This window comes from Bacillus marinisedimentorum (assembly GCF_001644195.2).
In the GTDB taxonomy this organism is placed as follows: Bacteria; Bacillota; Bacilli; order Bacillales; family Bacillaceae_O; genus Bacillus_BL; species Bacillus_BL marinisedimentorum.
The window spans coordinates 1-14,830 of sequence record NZ_LWBL02000051.1 but is presented as its reverse complement, the minus strand read 5'-3'; the positions used below and the strand labels follow the sequence as shown (position 1 = coordinate 14,830).

12 protein-coding genes are annotated in these 14,830 nt (G+C 45.3%); 8 read left to right on the top strand and 4 right to left on the bottom strand.

Annotation, left to right across the window (positions count from 1 at the left end; translation table 11 throughout):
* Window positions 1–797: 797 nt before the first annotated feature.
* The 3 genes from A4U59_RS15480 to A4U59_RS15470 are packed head-to-tail and all read left to right on the top strand — an operon-like array spanning window position 798 to window position 4,288.
* Complete coding sequence (locus A4U59_RS15480; protein ID WP_070121308.1) at window positions 798–2,303, top strand: MMPL family transporter; 1,506 nt, start codon at window positions 798–800, stop codon at window positions 2,301–2,303.
* A 1-nt stretch (window position 2,304) separates the two neighbouring features.
* A complete protein-coding gene (locus tag A4U59_RS15475; protein ID WP_245680571.1) occupies window positions 2,305–3,711 on the top strand; it encodes an efflux RND transporter permease subunit in 1,407 nt (468 codons plus the stop codon).
* A 7-nt stretch (window positions 3,712–3,718) separates the two neighbouring features.
* Window positions 3,719–4,288 (top strand): TetR/AcrR family transcriptional regulator, encoded by a 570-nt coding sequence (locus tag A4U59_RS15470; protein WP_070121365.1) that lies wholly within the window; start codon window positions 3,719–3,721, stop codon window positions 4,286–4,288.
* 60 nt (window positions 4,289–4,348) lie between these two features.
* On the opposite strand, the gene A4U59_RS15465 is transcribed toward A4U59_RS15470, so the two are convergent.
* Both A4U59_RS15465 and A4U59_RS15460 read right to left on the bottom strand, forming a co-directional pair.
* Window positions 4,349–5,935 (bottom strand): putative sodium/potassium/calcium exchanger, encoded by a 1,587-nt coding sequence (locus A4U59_RS15465; protein WP_070121307.1) that lies wholly within the window; start codon window positions 5,933–5,935, stop codon window positions 4,349–4,351.
* A 34-nt stretch (window positions 5,936–5,969) separates the two neighbouring features.
* Window positions 5,970–6,938 (bottom strand): hypothetical protein, encoded by a 969-nt coding sequence (locus tag A4U59_RS15460; RefSeq protein WP_070121306.1) that lies wholly within the window; start codon window positions 6,936–6,938, stop codon window positions 5,970–5,972.
* Window positions 6,939–7,144: 206 nt separating this feature from the next.
* Here A4U59_RS15460 and A4U59_RS15455 point away from each other — a divergent pair, with 206 nt between their 5' ends.
* Window positions 7,145–7,879 (top strand): ZIP family transporter, encoded by a 735-nt coding sequence (locus tag A4U59_RS15455; RefSeq protein WP_070121305.1) that lies wholly within the window; start codon window positions 7,145–7,147, stop codon window positions 7,877–7,879.
* A 694-nt stretch (window positions 7,880–8,573) separates the two neighbouring features.
* On the opposite strand, the gene A4U59_RS15450 is transcribed toward A4U59_RS15455, so the two are convergent.
* Window positions 8,574–9,599, bottom strand: coding sequence for a DUF2332 domain-containing protein (locus A4U59_RS15450; protein WP_070121364.1), 1,026 nt, complete (start codon window positions 9,597–9,599; stop codon window positions 8,574–8,576).
* A 257-nt stretch (window positions 9,600–9,856) separates the two neighbouring features.
* Between A4U59_RS15450 and A4U59_RS15445 the strand changes: the two genes are divergently transcribed.
* Both A4U59_RS15445 and A4U59_RS15440 read left to right on the top strand, forming a co-directional pair.
* On the top strand, window positions 9,857–10,534 hold the full coding sequence (locus tag A4U59_RS15445; RefSeq protein ID WP_083270885.1) for a hypothetical protein: 678 nt from the start codon (window positions 9,857–9,859) through the stop codon (window positions 10,532–10,534).
* A 197-nt stretch (window positions 10,535–10,731) separates the two neighbouring features.
* Window positions 10,732–11,100, top strand: a complete 369-nt coding sequence (locus tag A4U59_RS15440; protein ID WP_070121304.1) for a hypothetical protein — start codon at window positions 10,732–10,734, stop codon at window positions 11,098–11,100.
* 67 nt (window positions 11,101–11,167) lie between these two features.
* On the opposite strand, the gene A4U59_RS15435 is transcribed toward A4U59_RS15440, so the two are convergent.
* A complete protein-coding gene (locus tag A4U59_RS15435; RefSeq protein ID WP_083270884.1) occupies window positions 11,168–12,433 on the bottom strand; it encodes a sensor histidine kinase in 1,266 nt (421 codons plus the stop codon).
* Between the two features lie 554 nt (window positions 12,434–12,987).
* On the opposite strand from A4U59_RS15435, the gene cbpA reads away from it, so the two are divergent.
* Together cbpA and A4U59_RS15425 are read left to right on the top strand one after the other, a co-directional pair.
* Window positions 12,988–13,608, top strand: coding sequence for a cyclic di-AMP binding protein CbpA (cbpA, locus tag A4U59_RS15430; protein ID WP_157888204.1), 621 nt, complete (start codon window positions 12,988–12,990; stop codon window positions 13,606–13,608).
* A 247-nt stretch (window positions 13,609–13,855) separates the two neighbouring features.
* On the top strand, window positions 13,856–14,356 hold the full coding sequence (locus tag A4U59_RS15425; RefSeq protein ID WP_070121301.1) for a DoxX family protein: 501 nt from the start codon (window positions 13,856–13,858) through the stop codon (window positions 14,354–14,356).
* Window positions 14,357–14,830: the final 474 nt, after the last annotated feature.

The following is a 14,830-nucleotide window of genomic DNA, read 5'->3' as shown; positions in this document are numbered from 1 at the left end:
TCCCTGAGATTACGGGTAGTGAATGGGGGTTCAGTGCGTGTAATGCAGCAATTCCTCTGATTACCGGTACTGAATAGCAGTTCAGTGCTTGTAATGCTGGAATCCCTAGGATTACGTGTACTGAATAGCGGTTCAGTGCTTGTAATGCTGTGAATCTCTGAGATTACCGGTACTGAATAGCAGTTCAGTGCTTGTAGTGCTGGAATCCCTAAGATTACGTGTACTGAATAGCAATTCAGTGCCTGTAATGCAGCAATTCCTCTGATTACCGGTACTGAATAGCAGTTCAGTGCTTGTAATACTGTGAATCTCTGAGATACGGGTGCTGAATAGCGGTTCAGTGCCTGCAATGCAGCAATTCCTCTGATTACCGGTACTGAATAGCAGTTCAGTGCTTCTAATACTATGAATCTCTGAGATACGGGTGCTGAATAGTTGTTCAGTGCCTGCAATGCAGCAATTCCTCTGATTACAGGCAGAATAACAGTACAGTCCCTGTAATACTGCGCTCCCCCTAAATTATAGCCAAGGAAAACGGAAATCCGTGCCTCTATCATAGTTTTTCAACAGATTATGCTCACTGAGCCGAGGGAGACTGCTCCGGACGCCCTGCGGAAAGTAAAGCCTGCAGCGGAAAGGATCGGGCAAGATTGGGGAATACCAATTTCCTTCTTCAGCTGTCAGTGGAAATTGAAATTCAGTTTGACAAATTGGAAACAAGGAGTTATTGTATGTAAGTAGTCACTTACATTACTTTAAGGTAAGTTATTGCTAACATGCAAACAGGGGGATGACAAATGAAGGTACTGAAATTAATTGCTGACGGAATCGTAAAGTATCCAATGAAAGTTGTAACAATTACAATAGTTGCCATTTTATTGTTTGCTGTCGGAGCACAGCAGGTGGAAATGGCGACAGGGAACAACACACTGATTGAGGAAGATACGAAGGTGTATCAGGATAACCTGAAATTGGAACGGGAATTTGGCGGTGAATCGGTTATCGTGATTTACGAAGCTGAACAAGAAGCCGAATTGTTGACCCCTGAAACCTTGCAGCAAATGAAAGACCTTGAGGGGCAGCTGGCGACGCAGGACGGAATCTATTCAATCGTTGGTCCCCATACAGCTGTTGAAAATATAGCAAGGCAAAAAGCTGAAAAATATGAAGAAGGGCTCACTGAAATGGCTGACGGGCTGCAGGAAATGGGAGAAAAACTTGGAGAAATAAGCACAAATATCGAAGAAAATGCTTCCAGCCAGTCAGGCTTGCCGGATTTCGGATCGAAGATTTCTGAAATGGAGAAGGGCATAGGCAAGATGGTCGAAGGACAAAAGAAACTCGAGCAGGGAACGGGGAAATTGGTGAACGGCTATTCCAGCATGGGAGGACAGCTCAAAGACGTATCGCTGAAACTCCAGCAATCTGCCGTACAAATGGAAAATGCGGCTGCAGGCAGCCAGGCCCAAAAGAAACAGGCAGCCGAGTTGAACCAGCTTGGCCTTCAGCTTGGCGGTATGGCTGATAAGATGGTCACTGCAGCCGAGAAAAGCGGCCAGCTTCCCGGTGTATCCAGGAACACAATCAACGGGCTGGAAGGTATCGAAAAAGGGCTCAAAGGACAGCAGAGTCAGCTGGATGAAATGAGCGAACAGCAGGCTCAGCAGCAAAAAGACCTGGAAGAACTTGCAGATGGTCTAGCAGAAATGGGAGAAAATCTTGTTTCAATGAGTGATAACCTCAGTGAGATGATTTCTTATTCTGACAGTATGACACCTGCCATCCCGGAGGAACAGGCGACACTTGATCAAATGATATATGAAGATGACGGTTCGCTGCGGAGCATGTTTGACGAGATGATGATTGACGGACAGTATATGACGTTCATGATCAAGTTTACGGGCGACGCAACGGATGCCGATAAAAGTGAAGTTGTCGTCTTTGTAAAGGATTTTATGGAAGATAATCCGATTGAAGGGATAGACACGATGGTGTCAGGCAAGCCGGTTCTGGATGATTCAATCCGTACGGAAATGAAAAAGAGCATGCAGAAAATGATGGGTCTTTCGATTTTGTTCATGATTCTCGTTCTTGGAATAGTGTTCAGGGTGAGGTGGCGGATACTGCCGCTTGTGATAATCTTGATTGCCGTTATCGGAACGGTAGGGTTGATGGGCTGGCTAAGTGTGCCGATCACGATGGTTTCCATGGCGGTCTTCCCGATTTTGATTGGACTCGGCATTGACTATGCAATTCAATTCCAAAGCAGATATACAGAAGAAATGAAAGGGGAGGAACAGTAAAATGATGAAAAACAAAAGCGCCGATAGTGCCAAAAAGACCGTGATCAAGATGGCGCCCGCTGTCCTTACAGCCCTTTTGGCGACAGCAGTAGGGTTTTTATCACTATATACTTCACCAGTGCCGATGATACAAGATTTCGGGAAAATGCTGACAATCGGGATGGCGGTCAGTTTTGTAGTCGGGCTCTTCATTTTAATTCCGATTTTGTTTACCCGAGATCATTTTTTCACAAAACCAGCTAAGGAGAAAGAAAAGAGAAAGCCTGAACATTCAAAAATGGAGAACGTATTTGGAGTTCTCACCAACATAATCGTTAAGCTGAGATGGCTGATTCTTTTAGTCGCGATTGTCACTGCCGCAGCCGGCATATGGGGAGACATGCAGACAGGGGTTGAAACAGATGTAGAAACGTTTATGCCGCAGGATACCCAGGAACTGGAGGATATTCACAGGCTGCGTGATATTCTGGGCACCACCGATCAGGTCTCAGTCATGTACAGTGCAGACAATGTTCTTGATGAGGAAGCACTGGAATGGACTGAAGAAATGACTGGTTCTCTCAAGAATGAGTTCCCGTCTGTTGTAGTCGACACAAATTCGTTGACTGTCCTTCTGAAGCAAGCAAATGACGGCGACATGCCAGATCAGGAAGAAACAGCCGATATTCTCGCTGATCTGCCGGAAGAACAGTTGAAGCTTTTTGTGAATGAAGAAAGAGACAGTGCTGTTTTGACAGTCGGGATCAAACACCTGGAAGCAGAGGAACTGCAGAATTTCATTTCGGGGATGGAAGAATACGTTTCAGAAAGCCAGCCGGAAGGCATAGATGCGACAGTAACCGGAAAATCGGTTCTGGATGTGGAAATGGTCACTGCACTGACAACAGGCCGATACAAAATGACGCTGTTGGGGATGGGACTCGTCTTTATGGTGCTGCTGATGATTTACCGGCATCCGGTAAAAGCGTTCATTCCGTTGCTGCCGATCATGTTCATCGTCGGCTGGTCAGGCGGGATCATGTACTTGTATGACATTCATTATACCCCGTTAACGGCTACCCTTGGTGCCCTCATAATCGGAATCGGGACCGAATTCACTATTTTGATCATGGAACGGTTTTATGAAGAACGCCGGAAAGGGGAGCCGAGAAGGGAAGCAATCATGACAGCCAATAAAAAAATCGGCAAAGCCATTTTCGCATCCGCCTTCACTACAATCGGAGGTTTCAGCGCTCTGCTTGTATCAGACTTCGTGATATTGAGCAACTTTGGTATGATGACATTAGTGAACATATCATTTGCTCTTCTCAGTACACTTATCGTCCTGCCGGCAATTTTAATGGTGCTGGACCGGTTTGTCCGGACAAAGGTCACTGATGAGAGCGGAAGAGAAACAGTTGCGGGGTGAAGGATATATGAGGGATAAGACAGAGCAGATTTTAACTGCAGCGATAAAGGTGTTTATAAAGAAAGGGTTCCTGCAGACGACGACCCAGGAAATCGCAAAGGAAGCCGATGTAGCAGAAGTGACGCTTTACCGCAAGTTTTCCACAAAGCAAAATCTTTTTGAAACGGTCGTGAAAAAAGCTCTGGAGAATGAATTTCACGCGAAGATCCTCAAGTATGCGGGAGAACTTGAAACGGAAAATTTTTTAAAAGAAGTATTGAATGACAGGCTCACTGCGCTATCAAAGAATCAGAAGCTGGCCAAAACACTGCTTGCCGAAAGTTTTATGGGCCATTTATCAGATGAAATCAACTTTCCTGTCATCATCTTCAATGGCCTTAAAAAAGGCCTGGATGCCCATTGCACCAATTTGAACGAGAAGCCGGACACGGATCTGCTTGCCAGACAGATCGGCGGGATCCTGCTTAGCACGCTCACTTTTCCAGCCCAAACACCGTATCATAAACTTACAGCGGAAGAGAAGGAAGCGGTATTGACTTACCATGTTAATTCACTGAAAGTGAATTTAGAACGATAATACAGTCAATTAAAGAAACCGAAGGGAAGGACCCCTTCGGTTTTCTTATGGAAATACATTTTATTCTTCGGTTGCAGGCTCAACTGTCACTTCAGTCTCTGTGCCTTCTTCAACTTCAGCAACATCAGTGATTTCTGAATCTCCATCCGTTACGACTTCTTCTGTTGTTTCTTCAGTTTCTTCAGTCAGTGTATCTTCGCTGGAAATATCACCAGCCAGCACTGCAGAATTCTTGGAAGCATGTGCTCTAGCGGTTTCACTTGCACGTACAGAAGCCATAGCATTGATTTTGTTAGCCAATGCAGGGCTTGCTTCAAGATCTTCTGCATCTTCAGCTGCCTCTTCGTCAGTGTCTTCAGAAGCAGTTTCTTCAGTTACCTCTTCGTCAGCGTCTTCAGAAGTGGTGTCCTCAGCTGCTTCTTCCTCAGTATCTTCAGAAGCGGTTTCTTCAGTTACTTCTTCGTCAGCATCTTCGGAAGTGGTGTCCCCAGCTGCTTCTTCCTCAGTATCTTCAGAAGCGGTTTCTTCAGTTACTTCTTCGTCAGCGTCTTCAGAAGTGGTGTCCCCAGCTGCTTCTTCCTCAGTGCCTTCAGAATCCGCATCTTCAGTCACTTCTTCCTCGGTATTTTCGGAAGCAGTATCTTCAGATGTGTTTTCCTCAGCATCTTCAGAAACCGTTTCGTCAGTAACATCCACAGCATGAACAGCAGATTGAGGAGCAGCTACTTCGTGAGCTCTGTCACTGGCATTTTCGTAAGCCATAGAATTGATTTTGTTTTCATGAGACGGGTTCACTTTTTCTTCTTTTTCAGTGTCTTCTTCGTCAGCATCTTCTTCAGTGTTTTCGTCTTGATCATCATCTTCTTTTAGAGCATCTTCGTCTGCATCAAGGTCAAGGCCTTCGTCTTCGTCAGACTCATCTTCACCTTGCTCCTCATCATCTTCTTTTAGAGCATCTTCATCTGCATCAACATCAAGGCCTTCGTCTTCATCAGACTCTTCGTCCTCTTGCAGGTCATCATCCTCTTTTACTGCATCTTCATTTACATCATCTTCTTTTTCAGTTTCGGTATCTTCGTCGGAATCTTCTGTTTCTGTGTTTTCGTCTTCATCCTCTTCTGGTTTTACTTCAACATCTGTATCAACATCTTCAGTTTCTTCAGATTCAGGCTCTTCCACAGGCAGTTCTGCAGTTGCATCTTCTTCCTCATCACCAGCCCGGACGGCGGAGTTTTCAGAAGCGTTCGCTTTAGCGGTTGCACTTGCATTTACGCTGCCCATCGCATTGGCTTTGTTTGCTGCGGAAGGGTTGACTTTCTTTTCCTTTGGCTCTTTAACATCTGCTTCCTCTTGTTGTTCCACTTCAGATTCAACTTTTACAGCAGAGTTTTCTGAAGCATTTGCTTTAGCAGCTGAACTGGCATTTGCGCTTGCCTGGGACTTCCCTTTTTTGGAATCTGTTTCAGTTTTTCCATCATCAAGGCGTACGACTTTGATGTCAGAAGCCTGCTCGACTTTCGCTTTTTCGACTGCCTTGGCGTTTCCTGCTGCTTCACTGATCTGTCCTCCGGCAAACATACCGACTGATAGGACCCCTGCCATGACCAAAGTTTTTACAACTGTAGTTCCATTGTTATTTGCTTTCATTTTTGTATTCGCTCCTTTTTTGTATTGGATGACGTTACCGACTGCCGTCATTTTTTAAAAAAGGAGCATGTTCAGGCGGTGGAGATGGAGGAGCATTCATCCATTGATTAAAATAAATGTGTGAGCCGGAGAAATAGGGCAGAATGACTTTCGAAGCCGTCATCACATTCAGCTCAAGCCATTTATCGAACCATGCTGAAGTACCTGGACCGTTACCTGTTGTCCGGTCTTTTGATGAGCCGGCAGACGAAGCTGAATTCACTTGAGACGAAAAGACAGCGGCATCTGCAGGATACCGGTCCGGAAGTTCTGACGGCGACTCTCCTGATTCCGGCCCGTTATACTCGACCGTTTCCCTGGTGTTGTTTTCTGGTACGGGAAGTGATTCATCAGCAGAGTGTTTTTTCTTCTGCCCATTCCGGTCAGTTAATTTTTCTTTTGTTGAATCAATGTTATGTAGGGTCTTTTCTGAGGAACGTTCGACCTTTACATGAGCCGCAGTTCCTTTTTCAGATGACTTGTTTTCTTTTGTTTGCCCTTTATGCTCCCCGTTATCCGTTCCGGATTGCACGGGCTGGGATTGCGGGATTGCTTTTGTGCTCTTTTTTGGGGCTGCAGGCTGACGCGCAGATCCAGCACGTTTGTCGTCGTGCTGCTGAAGGTTATCCTCAGCCTTATCATGAGCGGCCTTAACAGCTTGTTCCGCTTCACCGCTTGCTTGATCAGGCAGCTGCACATTTTTCTTGTTTTCAGCAGTACCAGAATGTTCCGGTTTTGCCGGGATTTCCGCAGAATTCCCCTTTATCCGCGGCTCCCGTCCAGGTTGTTCGGAAGACATTTTTTCGTCTTCTGTATCGAGCCCTGCGGAAGAGGCTGCTTCAACAGCTTTCTCATTAGGGTCGGCTTTTACAGATTCACCATCGTTTTCCGCAAATGTATCTGCTGGGAAAAACAGTACTGCACTGGCAAGCAGCCCATTAAAAAGTAAGGATCGGAAGTGCATCAATTCACCTCCTTTCAATTGGAAAGTTCTATTAATATATTTTCTTTTAAAAAAGTCAGTTTTTGACCGTAATAGGTTTTGAAACCGGAAAAACCGGGAAATAAGACCGAATTTTGCCCGACCTGAGAGGATAGGAAGCACTAGTAGATTAAAGTTAGAAGACTTAAAAGGCGGGGAAGTGATGGATAACAGAAGGGGAGGATCAAATGAATAACTGGATTACGATGATTTTTTTGCTATTATTACTTGCTATCCATTTCAGTGCCCAATTTGTGCATTCTGCGGAGGATAACATGAAGACGAAAATCCTTTCAGGTGCTGCAGGCGTTTCAGTCGCCTATATTTTTCTTCATCTTCTGCCAGAATTAATGGAACAGCAAAGAAAACTTGAAAACGACACAAATATCTTTCCGTTCATGGATCACCATGTAAATTTTATTGCGGTACTTGGATTTATCACATTTTACGGACTGGAAAAAGCCGCAAAAGTGTCACGTAATAAAGGTGAGGCCGATCAAACAGAGCCAGGCGTTTTTTGGGTTCATATGAGTTCTTTTTTTGTTTACAATGCACTTATCGGCAATTTACTTGTTACCAGATCCAAAGAGGAGACGGTGCTCGGACTGATTCTTTACACAGTTGGAGTGGGCCTGCATTTTTTTGTTGTCGATTACACGCTTACCGGCCATCATAAAAGCCAATTCACCCACATGGGCCGCTGGATATTAAGCAGTGCGATTGCGCTCGGCTGGCTGACAGGGATTCTTGAAATCTTCCCGCCGCTACTGCTTAGTGTCTTGCTATCTTTTCTGAGCGGAGCTATTATCTTGAACGTCATGAAAGAAGAATTGCCGGGTGAACGGCAAGCAAGTTACAGCACATTTGCCGCCGGTGCCGTTGTTTATATGATTTTGCTGGTCACAGCGGGGATTTTCGAATAAACGTCTGACCGAGAAGGGAGGAGGCACCCCCGGAGAGAACATACCCGGGATTTTCGCATTTCAGGTGAGCAGAAAATGGAATTTGCAGATGATGCAGATTGCGTTCAGGAAGAAAAGGCCGTTATTGTGCTGATTGGCGATGAAGATTGAACCTAACTAACCACGATTATGGATGTCAGAACGTCCTTATTTATAAAATCAGGCCATATGTTTTGGGTTTCACGCGGAATAAACGTGTTTTCACGCCATATAAGGCAAGTTTCAAGCAGTTGAAAGGGGCAGTTGCCGCTTTCACGCCGTAGCGCTGAAGTTTCACGCCAAACACCGGTTGATTCACGCCAAAACACCAACATTATATGCCGGAAGAGCAACTTTTCCCGCCGTACAGCTAGTTTCACGCCAAACACCGGTTGATTCACGCCAAAACACCAGCACTATATGCCGGAAGAGCAGCTTTTCCCGCCGTACAGCTAGTTCCACACCAAACACCGGCTGTTTCAAGCCGGAAGGCACGTTCAAGCCGCAAGTCAGAGGTTTAAGCCAAACAGCGCATGTAAAGAACACCGATCAAAACGTACCCGGCCAAACCGCCCCAACAGCAGCAGGGCTTGCCCTATGAACAGGCAAGCCCTGCAAACTCATACCAAACAGCACCGTACTCATGCACGGCGCAATCATCAATAGCCAACTCGATTCAAGTCATCTTCAAAAAGTTCTGTTCAAGCTCCCATTCGAACCACCGCGCATGGCCGTCCGTTTTGGCCGCTACCTGGGACTGCAATTTCCCGTTTATGTAGGAATCCAAATGAAGATCCCTGTCCCACATATTGTTGTAAATGTGATAGAGATCGCGTGTTTGAGCCAGGTCTGTCACCTTGTTGATAAGGTCATATTTGACATCATCCGGCATCTGGTTGGCGACATGGGTGTGGAAAATGCATAGTGTGGAGTCTTCGGGCGCATAGAGGGCCAATTTATCCAGAAGCCGCACCCCGTCTCCTTCAATCAATTGGGGAGGATTGCTTTTTACCATTTGGGCGGCCTTTTTAAAAAGCTTGACCCTTTCTTTGTGTTCAGGCCAGATTAATGCTCTCATCCACAAGTAGTCTTCTTCGTCAGAGAGGTCATTGACATAAAGATCAATCCCGATCCGTTCTGCCACCGGAGGACTTTCAGGAAGCAGCAGCGGCTGCTTTTCACCGCGGATCTCCGAATGAATATGGACGGAAGAATTCCTGTCGCCGTATGTCTGGTCATCACCGTAGGAGTACGAATATTTGTCAAATAACAGCTGAAGCCCTGAGCTTGTTCCGATTTCAATAAGCGTGAGCGGCTTCTGAGTTTTTTGATAGATATGGGAAAAGCAAGGGTAGAGATAGCCGGTGCGCCGCACTTCATTTGTCTGGACCCTTTTTGTTCTGAGGAGCCCGATGATTTCATTTTGATAGATTTTACAAAAATCCTTGAAATGACTGAACGCTTGAGCGGGGTCACGGGCGTTTTTGCTTAAACCGGGGTAAAATTCTTTCAGCTCATGTTTTTTCCCTTTTAAAAGAAGGTAGTGGACTGCTCCGAACAGCAAGTTGGGGACGGGCTGGCCAGGCCGTGCCTCTGAGGCGACAGCAAGCAGCTCCCGGTCTTCTTTTATATTCATGGACAGGGATTCGTAAAGGCTGCTGGAATTTTTGCACTCATTTTCTGCAAATGTTTGAAACCGCATAGACAATGTATTGTCATCCACGCAATACCACCTCCCATTTTAGTTTTTCACCTATCATATACACGTTCGCACTCAATGCACATTATCCTTTAAATCTATAATTTGAAATAAAAATGGGCAAGGGGCTATAGTCTTATTTTCATATTATTCAGAAAATGATAGACTTGTGATAGGTAAAAAGTGTAAGTTGTTTAACTGCTGTTTTTATATTAGGTTTATTTTAGTAGTCTATCATTTATTATGGGGAGGATAGTCCGATGCGGAAAGTCGAACAGACAGCGATTCATACAGCAGTCAGATACGGACAAACCAGGTTTCCGAAATCTGCAAAAACAGAATGTCCAAAGTGTGGGAATATCGCAAATTTTCCAGTGAGATTTGATTATCATATCAATCAGACCGTTTTCTCAAATGCTGCAAGATGTTCGGAGTGCAAACAATCGGTTTTATTCATTTTGGTAAGATCATCTTACAGTGAAGAGGCAGAGGAATTTGAGTTGTTTGTCCATCAGGCTTCCCTGACGAGGCAGCCGCTTGGCCGGCTTGGAAGCACAGCAAAGCTTCCGGACGATCTTGAGAGGGTATACCGTTCAGCCGTCAATGTACATAACGTTAAAGACTGGACAGCAACGGCCGTCATGTCGAGCCGTGTCCTCGAGAGCATCACCAGGAGTTTCCTGGCGGAGAATGAACTGTCCCAGCCGCTGCCGAAACAGCTGGAAATTCTGGCAAAGCAGATTAACCTGGAAGAACCAATCACCCAGCTTGGCCAGCTTCTTGCGAAAGAAAGCACGCTGAATGAATTGCTTGGCCTCGAAAAAGAGACAACGGAGGAAACGGCGAACTTATTAATCGACTTACTGGACTCTCTAATTGAGTATTTATATATTTTGCCGCAGAAAATCGTCCAGCTGCAAAAACGTCTTGAGAGTTGATCTTAACCTCATCATTTGCCCTAATCATTATTTTTCATATCGTTCGTGCCGCTGATTCACTTGCTGAATGAGGCGGTTTTTTTGTGTTTTTTTATTGAGGAAAGATCCGGCCTATCTAAAACAGGAAATGGTGCATAGTCAATTTTAGGAAAGTTATACGCCCAATCTGGACAGAATGATGCCAGAGGAGGGTTAGAATGGATTTATTTACTTTGTTTGATGCAACGAAGCCTTATAAAAGAATATGGAATAATGAAACGGAGACGAAAGGGTTTTATTTTCGTGCGGAAGGATGGGGCTTCACTGTTTGCCGGCTCAGCATTCCTGTCTATCATGAAGCGGTTAATTCGGTTTGCGTGGAAACGGGAGTGATCGGGCATGAAGACCTGTCGGAATTCCTTGATGAAGACGAAGAGCTTAGGGCTATCGGGCCCGCGGCGACAGCAGGTGCCCTAATCCAGCTGGAGGATTTCGCTTCACCTGTTTACGAATTGTTTGATCACTATATAGATGCGGTTAATTCCGTAACGAGAAACGGATATTTTTCGATTGTACGGCTGGATTAAAAAATGAGTGCCCGGGAAGTGCCAGGCAATTGCCAGGCATTTTCCGGGCGTATTTATTTCCATCGGGCTAAACTGCTTTGTCTCCAATCCCTTTAACCCGCGGCAAGCTGATCTCGAAAACCGTGCCGCTTCCCGGTTCGCTTTTGACATGGATATGGCCGCCCATCGAATGAATCACAGAATAGGTGACCATCATTCCGAGCCCTGTGCCCTTGATGCCTTTTGTGGAAAAGTAAGGTTCCCCGAGCCGGTGCAGCTGTTCTTTCGTCATGCCTGTTCCGGTGTCGCTAATCGTTATAAGCATCCGGTTTCCGGTTTGTTCGGCACGAATGAGGAGAACGCCGCCGTTAGGCATTGCTTCAATGCCGTTTTTGACAATATTCATGATGCTCTGGAAAAACTTCGTGCTATCCCCCTTTACAAAACCTGAGCCTTCCAGCTCCTTTCGGATATCGACACTATTCATATTGGCTAGCGGCGTGACGACAGTTGCAACTTTGGCCAGCGCTTCCGTTAGATTGATATCTTCCGTTCGCTGCTGGATCGTCGGTTTGGCGAACGTAAGGTAATCAGTAATGATCTGTTCGGCGCGGTCAAGCTCGATCATCGCCACCTGTGAAAATTCTTTTTTCTTTTCAACAGGGAAGTCCGGCTCCTGGATCAGCTGCAAAAAACCTCTGACAGCGCATAGCGGGTTGCGGACTTCGTGTGAAATCGAGGCACTCAAATGACTGACGACCTCTATTTTTTTGGCTTTCATAATATTATCCCGCATGATGGAATGCTTCTTGATCGATTCTATGGTTAAAATCACAATAACGGAACCGAGCAGCGCGATCGCCAGGAAGCTGAGCCAAATATCCAGCTGGAGACGTCCGACCCGCAATCCCTGTGCAATCAGTGTAATCAGCAGCGGTATGAAAGTAAGCCCGGCCGCCAGCAATACCCTCCGGCTCGTATTTTGCTTCTTGAACCAGGAATGGAAGAAGCCCGTCAAAACGGCCTGAATGGTATAAGCAATCACTGTTACCCAGAACCCATAATCAATTCCAAACAGGGAGCGGATCAAGATGACACTTCCGAGCAAACTGAAACTTCCGAGCCAACCTGCATACAGTCCGGCAAGGGTGGCGGGAATCTGGCGCAAATCGATGATGTAATCATGCCGGATTTCAATGGTTAACAGGAAACAGACGAGCAGGGAGAGGAGAAAATATATGATGTAGCTCCGTTTGGTCGGCGGTTTTTCGTTGCGCTCACTCCACATCTGAAAGAAGAATAAAATAATCAGCAGCAGACTGAGATTTAACAGAAGCTGTTTCAGTATTTCCATCAATACCACCACTTCTTTTTTTAAGTAAGGGCTGCCCTGAATTAATGTGCAGGATCAGTGTATCTGCTAAAACCAGCAAGGAAGTCCTATGTAAAAATAATATCGTCGATGCATAAACTGAGAAAAACACTTTCATAAATGTAAGTATTAGACAACCATAAGGTAAGTCCTGCCTGCCACTCTTTCATTTTAAATTTCAAGTCACTTATGAATCCTGCCCTGCTGTCTTATGATCAGCTGGACATTTCAGGCATGCCCTGATATATCATTCCAATCACGACGGCTGTGAACCAGGCAAGTGTCAGTATGATAGCGCAGCCACCGAAAGCAGAAAACATTACAGTTCCGGCACATAAAGAAGTTACGCCTTGAATCGTTCGAGCTGAAAGCCCGCATTTCCATTTCCTCTTTGTGAAAAAACGATAGATTCCTATTGCCGATTAAATTTCCAAACACTGCAAACTTAGTTGAACGCCAATCATAATCTGCAGAGGATTTGAATATCTTTTTTACAACGTGAACGGAAAATGAAATGGAGTGACAGGATGAGAGTCATGGAGATTCAGCGTACCCCGAAACACAAGGTTGTCCACGCATCAGAGACTGATTCTGTAAAAGAAGCACTGTCAGTATTGGAGGGCTCGGGATATCGGTGTGTCCCTGTGCTGGATGAAACGATGACGCAGTTCAGAGGGCTTGTCTACAAAATCGATCTGGTCGAGTATCTTCTTGAAAAGGAAGGGAGCGAAGACGATCCGATTGAACACTTGGTCACTGACCGGCATGCAAGCATCCGCGAAGATGCATCATTCGCTGAATCACTTAAAATCAAACGCCTTCCGTTTCTCGCTGTCCTCGACAGCACAAACCAATTTACCGGCATCCTTACGCATAACCATGTGATGGGCATGATTGAGGATGCACTCGGTTTCCGTTCGGGCGGCTATCATTTGACCATTGCGACACAGGAACATAAGGGTGCATTGAAGAAATTAACGCGGCTGCTTGACCGGTATAACATTGAAGGGATATTCACTTATGATAACGGGGATCCGTATTTGCGCCGAATCATGGTCACACTTCCATATAACTCGCCGATTGAAGACCTCAAGCAGAAGCTTGAGGTCCGCGGATTCCGGCTGACAGGTGTAGAAAAGATCGGTAAAAAGCAATAGACTGGAAAAAAGCTGCCGGAAATGGCGGCTTTTAGTTTGTCTTACGACCCTGCGCCTGATCATGTGCTTCACAGAGAATTCCCACTCACTTCACACTCGCTTCACAATTACGACACAATGATATGACAAACATGTGAAACGATGAACAAACTTATTTTTTATTATTCATATCATGCTAGTATATAGACATAGAAGTACTTCACTAATAGCACTAATAAAATTCATTCACACTCAAGGAGTGAGTAAAATGGTTAAATGGTTAAGAGAAAACAACATCGCATCTGCACTGCTGCTCGTTTTGAGAGTATATCTCGGTTATTCCTGGCTCACCGGCGGCTGGGGGAAAATCACCGGGGGAGGATTTGACGCATCCGGCTTCCTGCAAGGCGCAGTCGGAAAAGCCTCAGGCGATCACCCAGCTGTCCAGGGCTGGTGGGCATCTTTCCTTGAAGGCTTCGCAATTCCGAATGTCGGCCTGTTCAACATCCTTGTTCCGTGGGGCGAATTCCTTGTTGGGATTGCATTGATTCTCGGCATCTTCACATCTTTCGCAGCATTGATGGGAATCACAATGAACTTTGCCTTCCTGTTCTCAGGCACAACAAGCACAAACCCGCAAATGGTCCTTTTGACAATCTTCATCCTTGTCGCTGGTGCGAATGCCGGAAAATACGGCCTTGACCGCTATGTAATGCCGATCATCCGCAAAGCGCTCAACAAAGACGCAAAAGAAGTTTATACAAACTAAATAGATGCAAACCTGACAAATCCTCCAGCCGGGGGATTTGTTTTTTTGTTAGGGTTAATCAGGAAGAAAAATAGAACTTCCAATTTTACGGAAGTTCTATTTTTGGTGTTTGGCTTTTTGAAATAGCGGTACTTTTTCACATAGAATAGCCTGCTCGTTTTTTTAGCTTTTAACAAAATCTTTGATGATGGATGCAACAGGAAAAGTCAAAATAGCAACGACTATCCACATCGTTTTTATCACTTGACAAGAATCCCCCCTTGCAAACCGACTTCCGTTAGGTTATACCATGTATAAAATCTAGATATTTTGAGTGTATCATATATTCTAGAAATTGGAATTAATTTTCCAATCATTTTGAGGTCATTCATAGTTCATTCATTGATGATGGATGTTCTTTAAGAACTGAAAAACTAATCAGGCAAACAGCATATTAGGGACTTCAATATTATTCAGTAATAGGCGGAGAAGCTT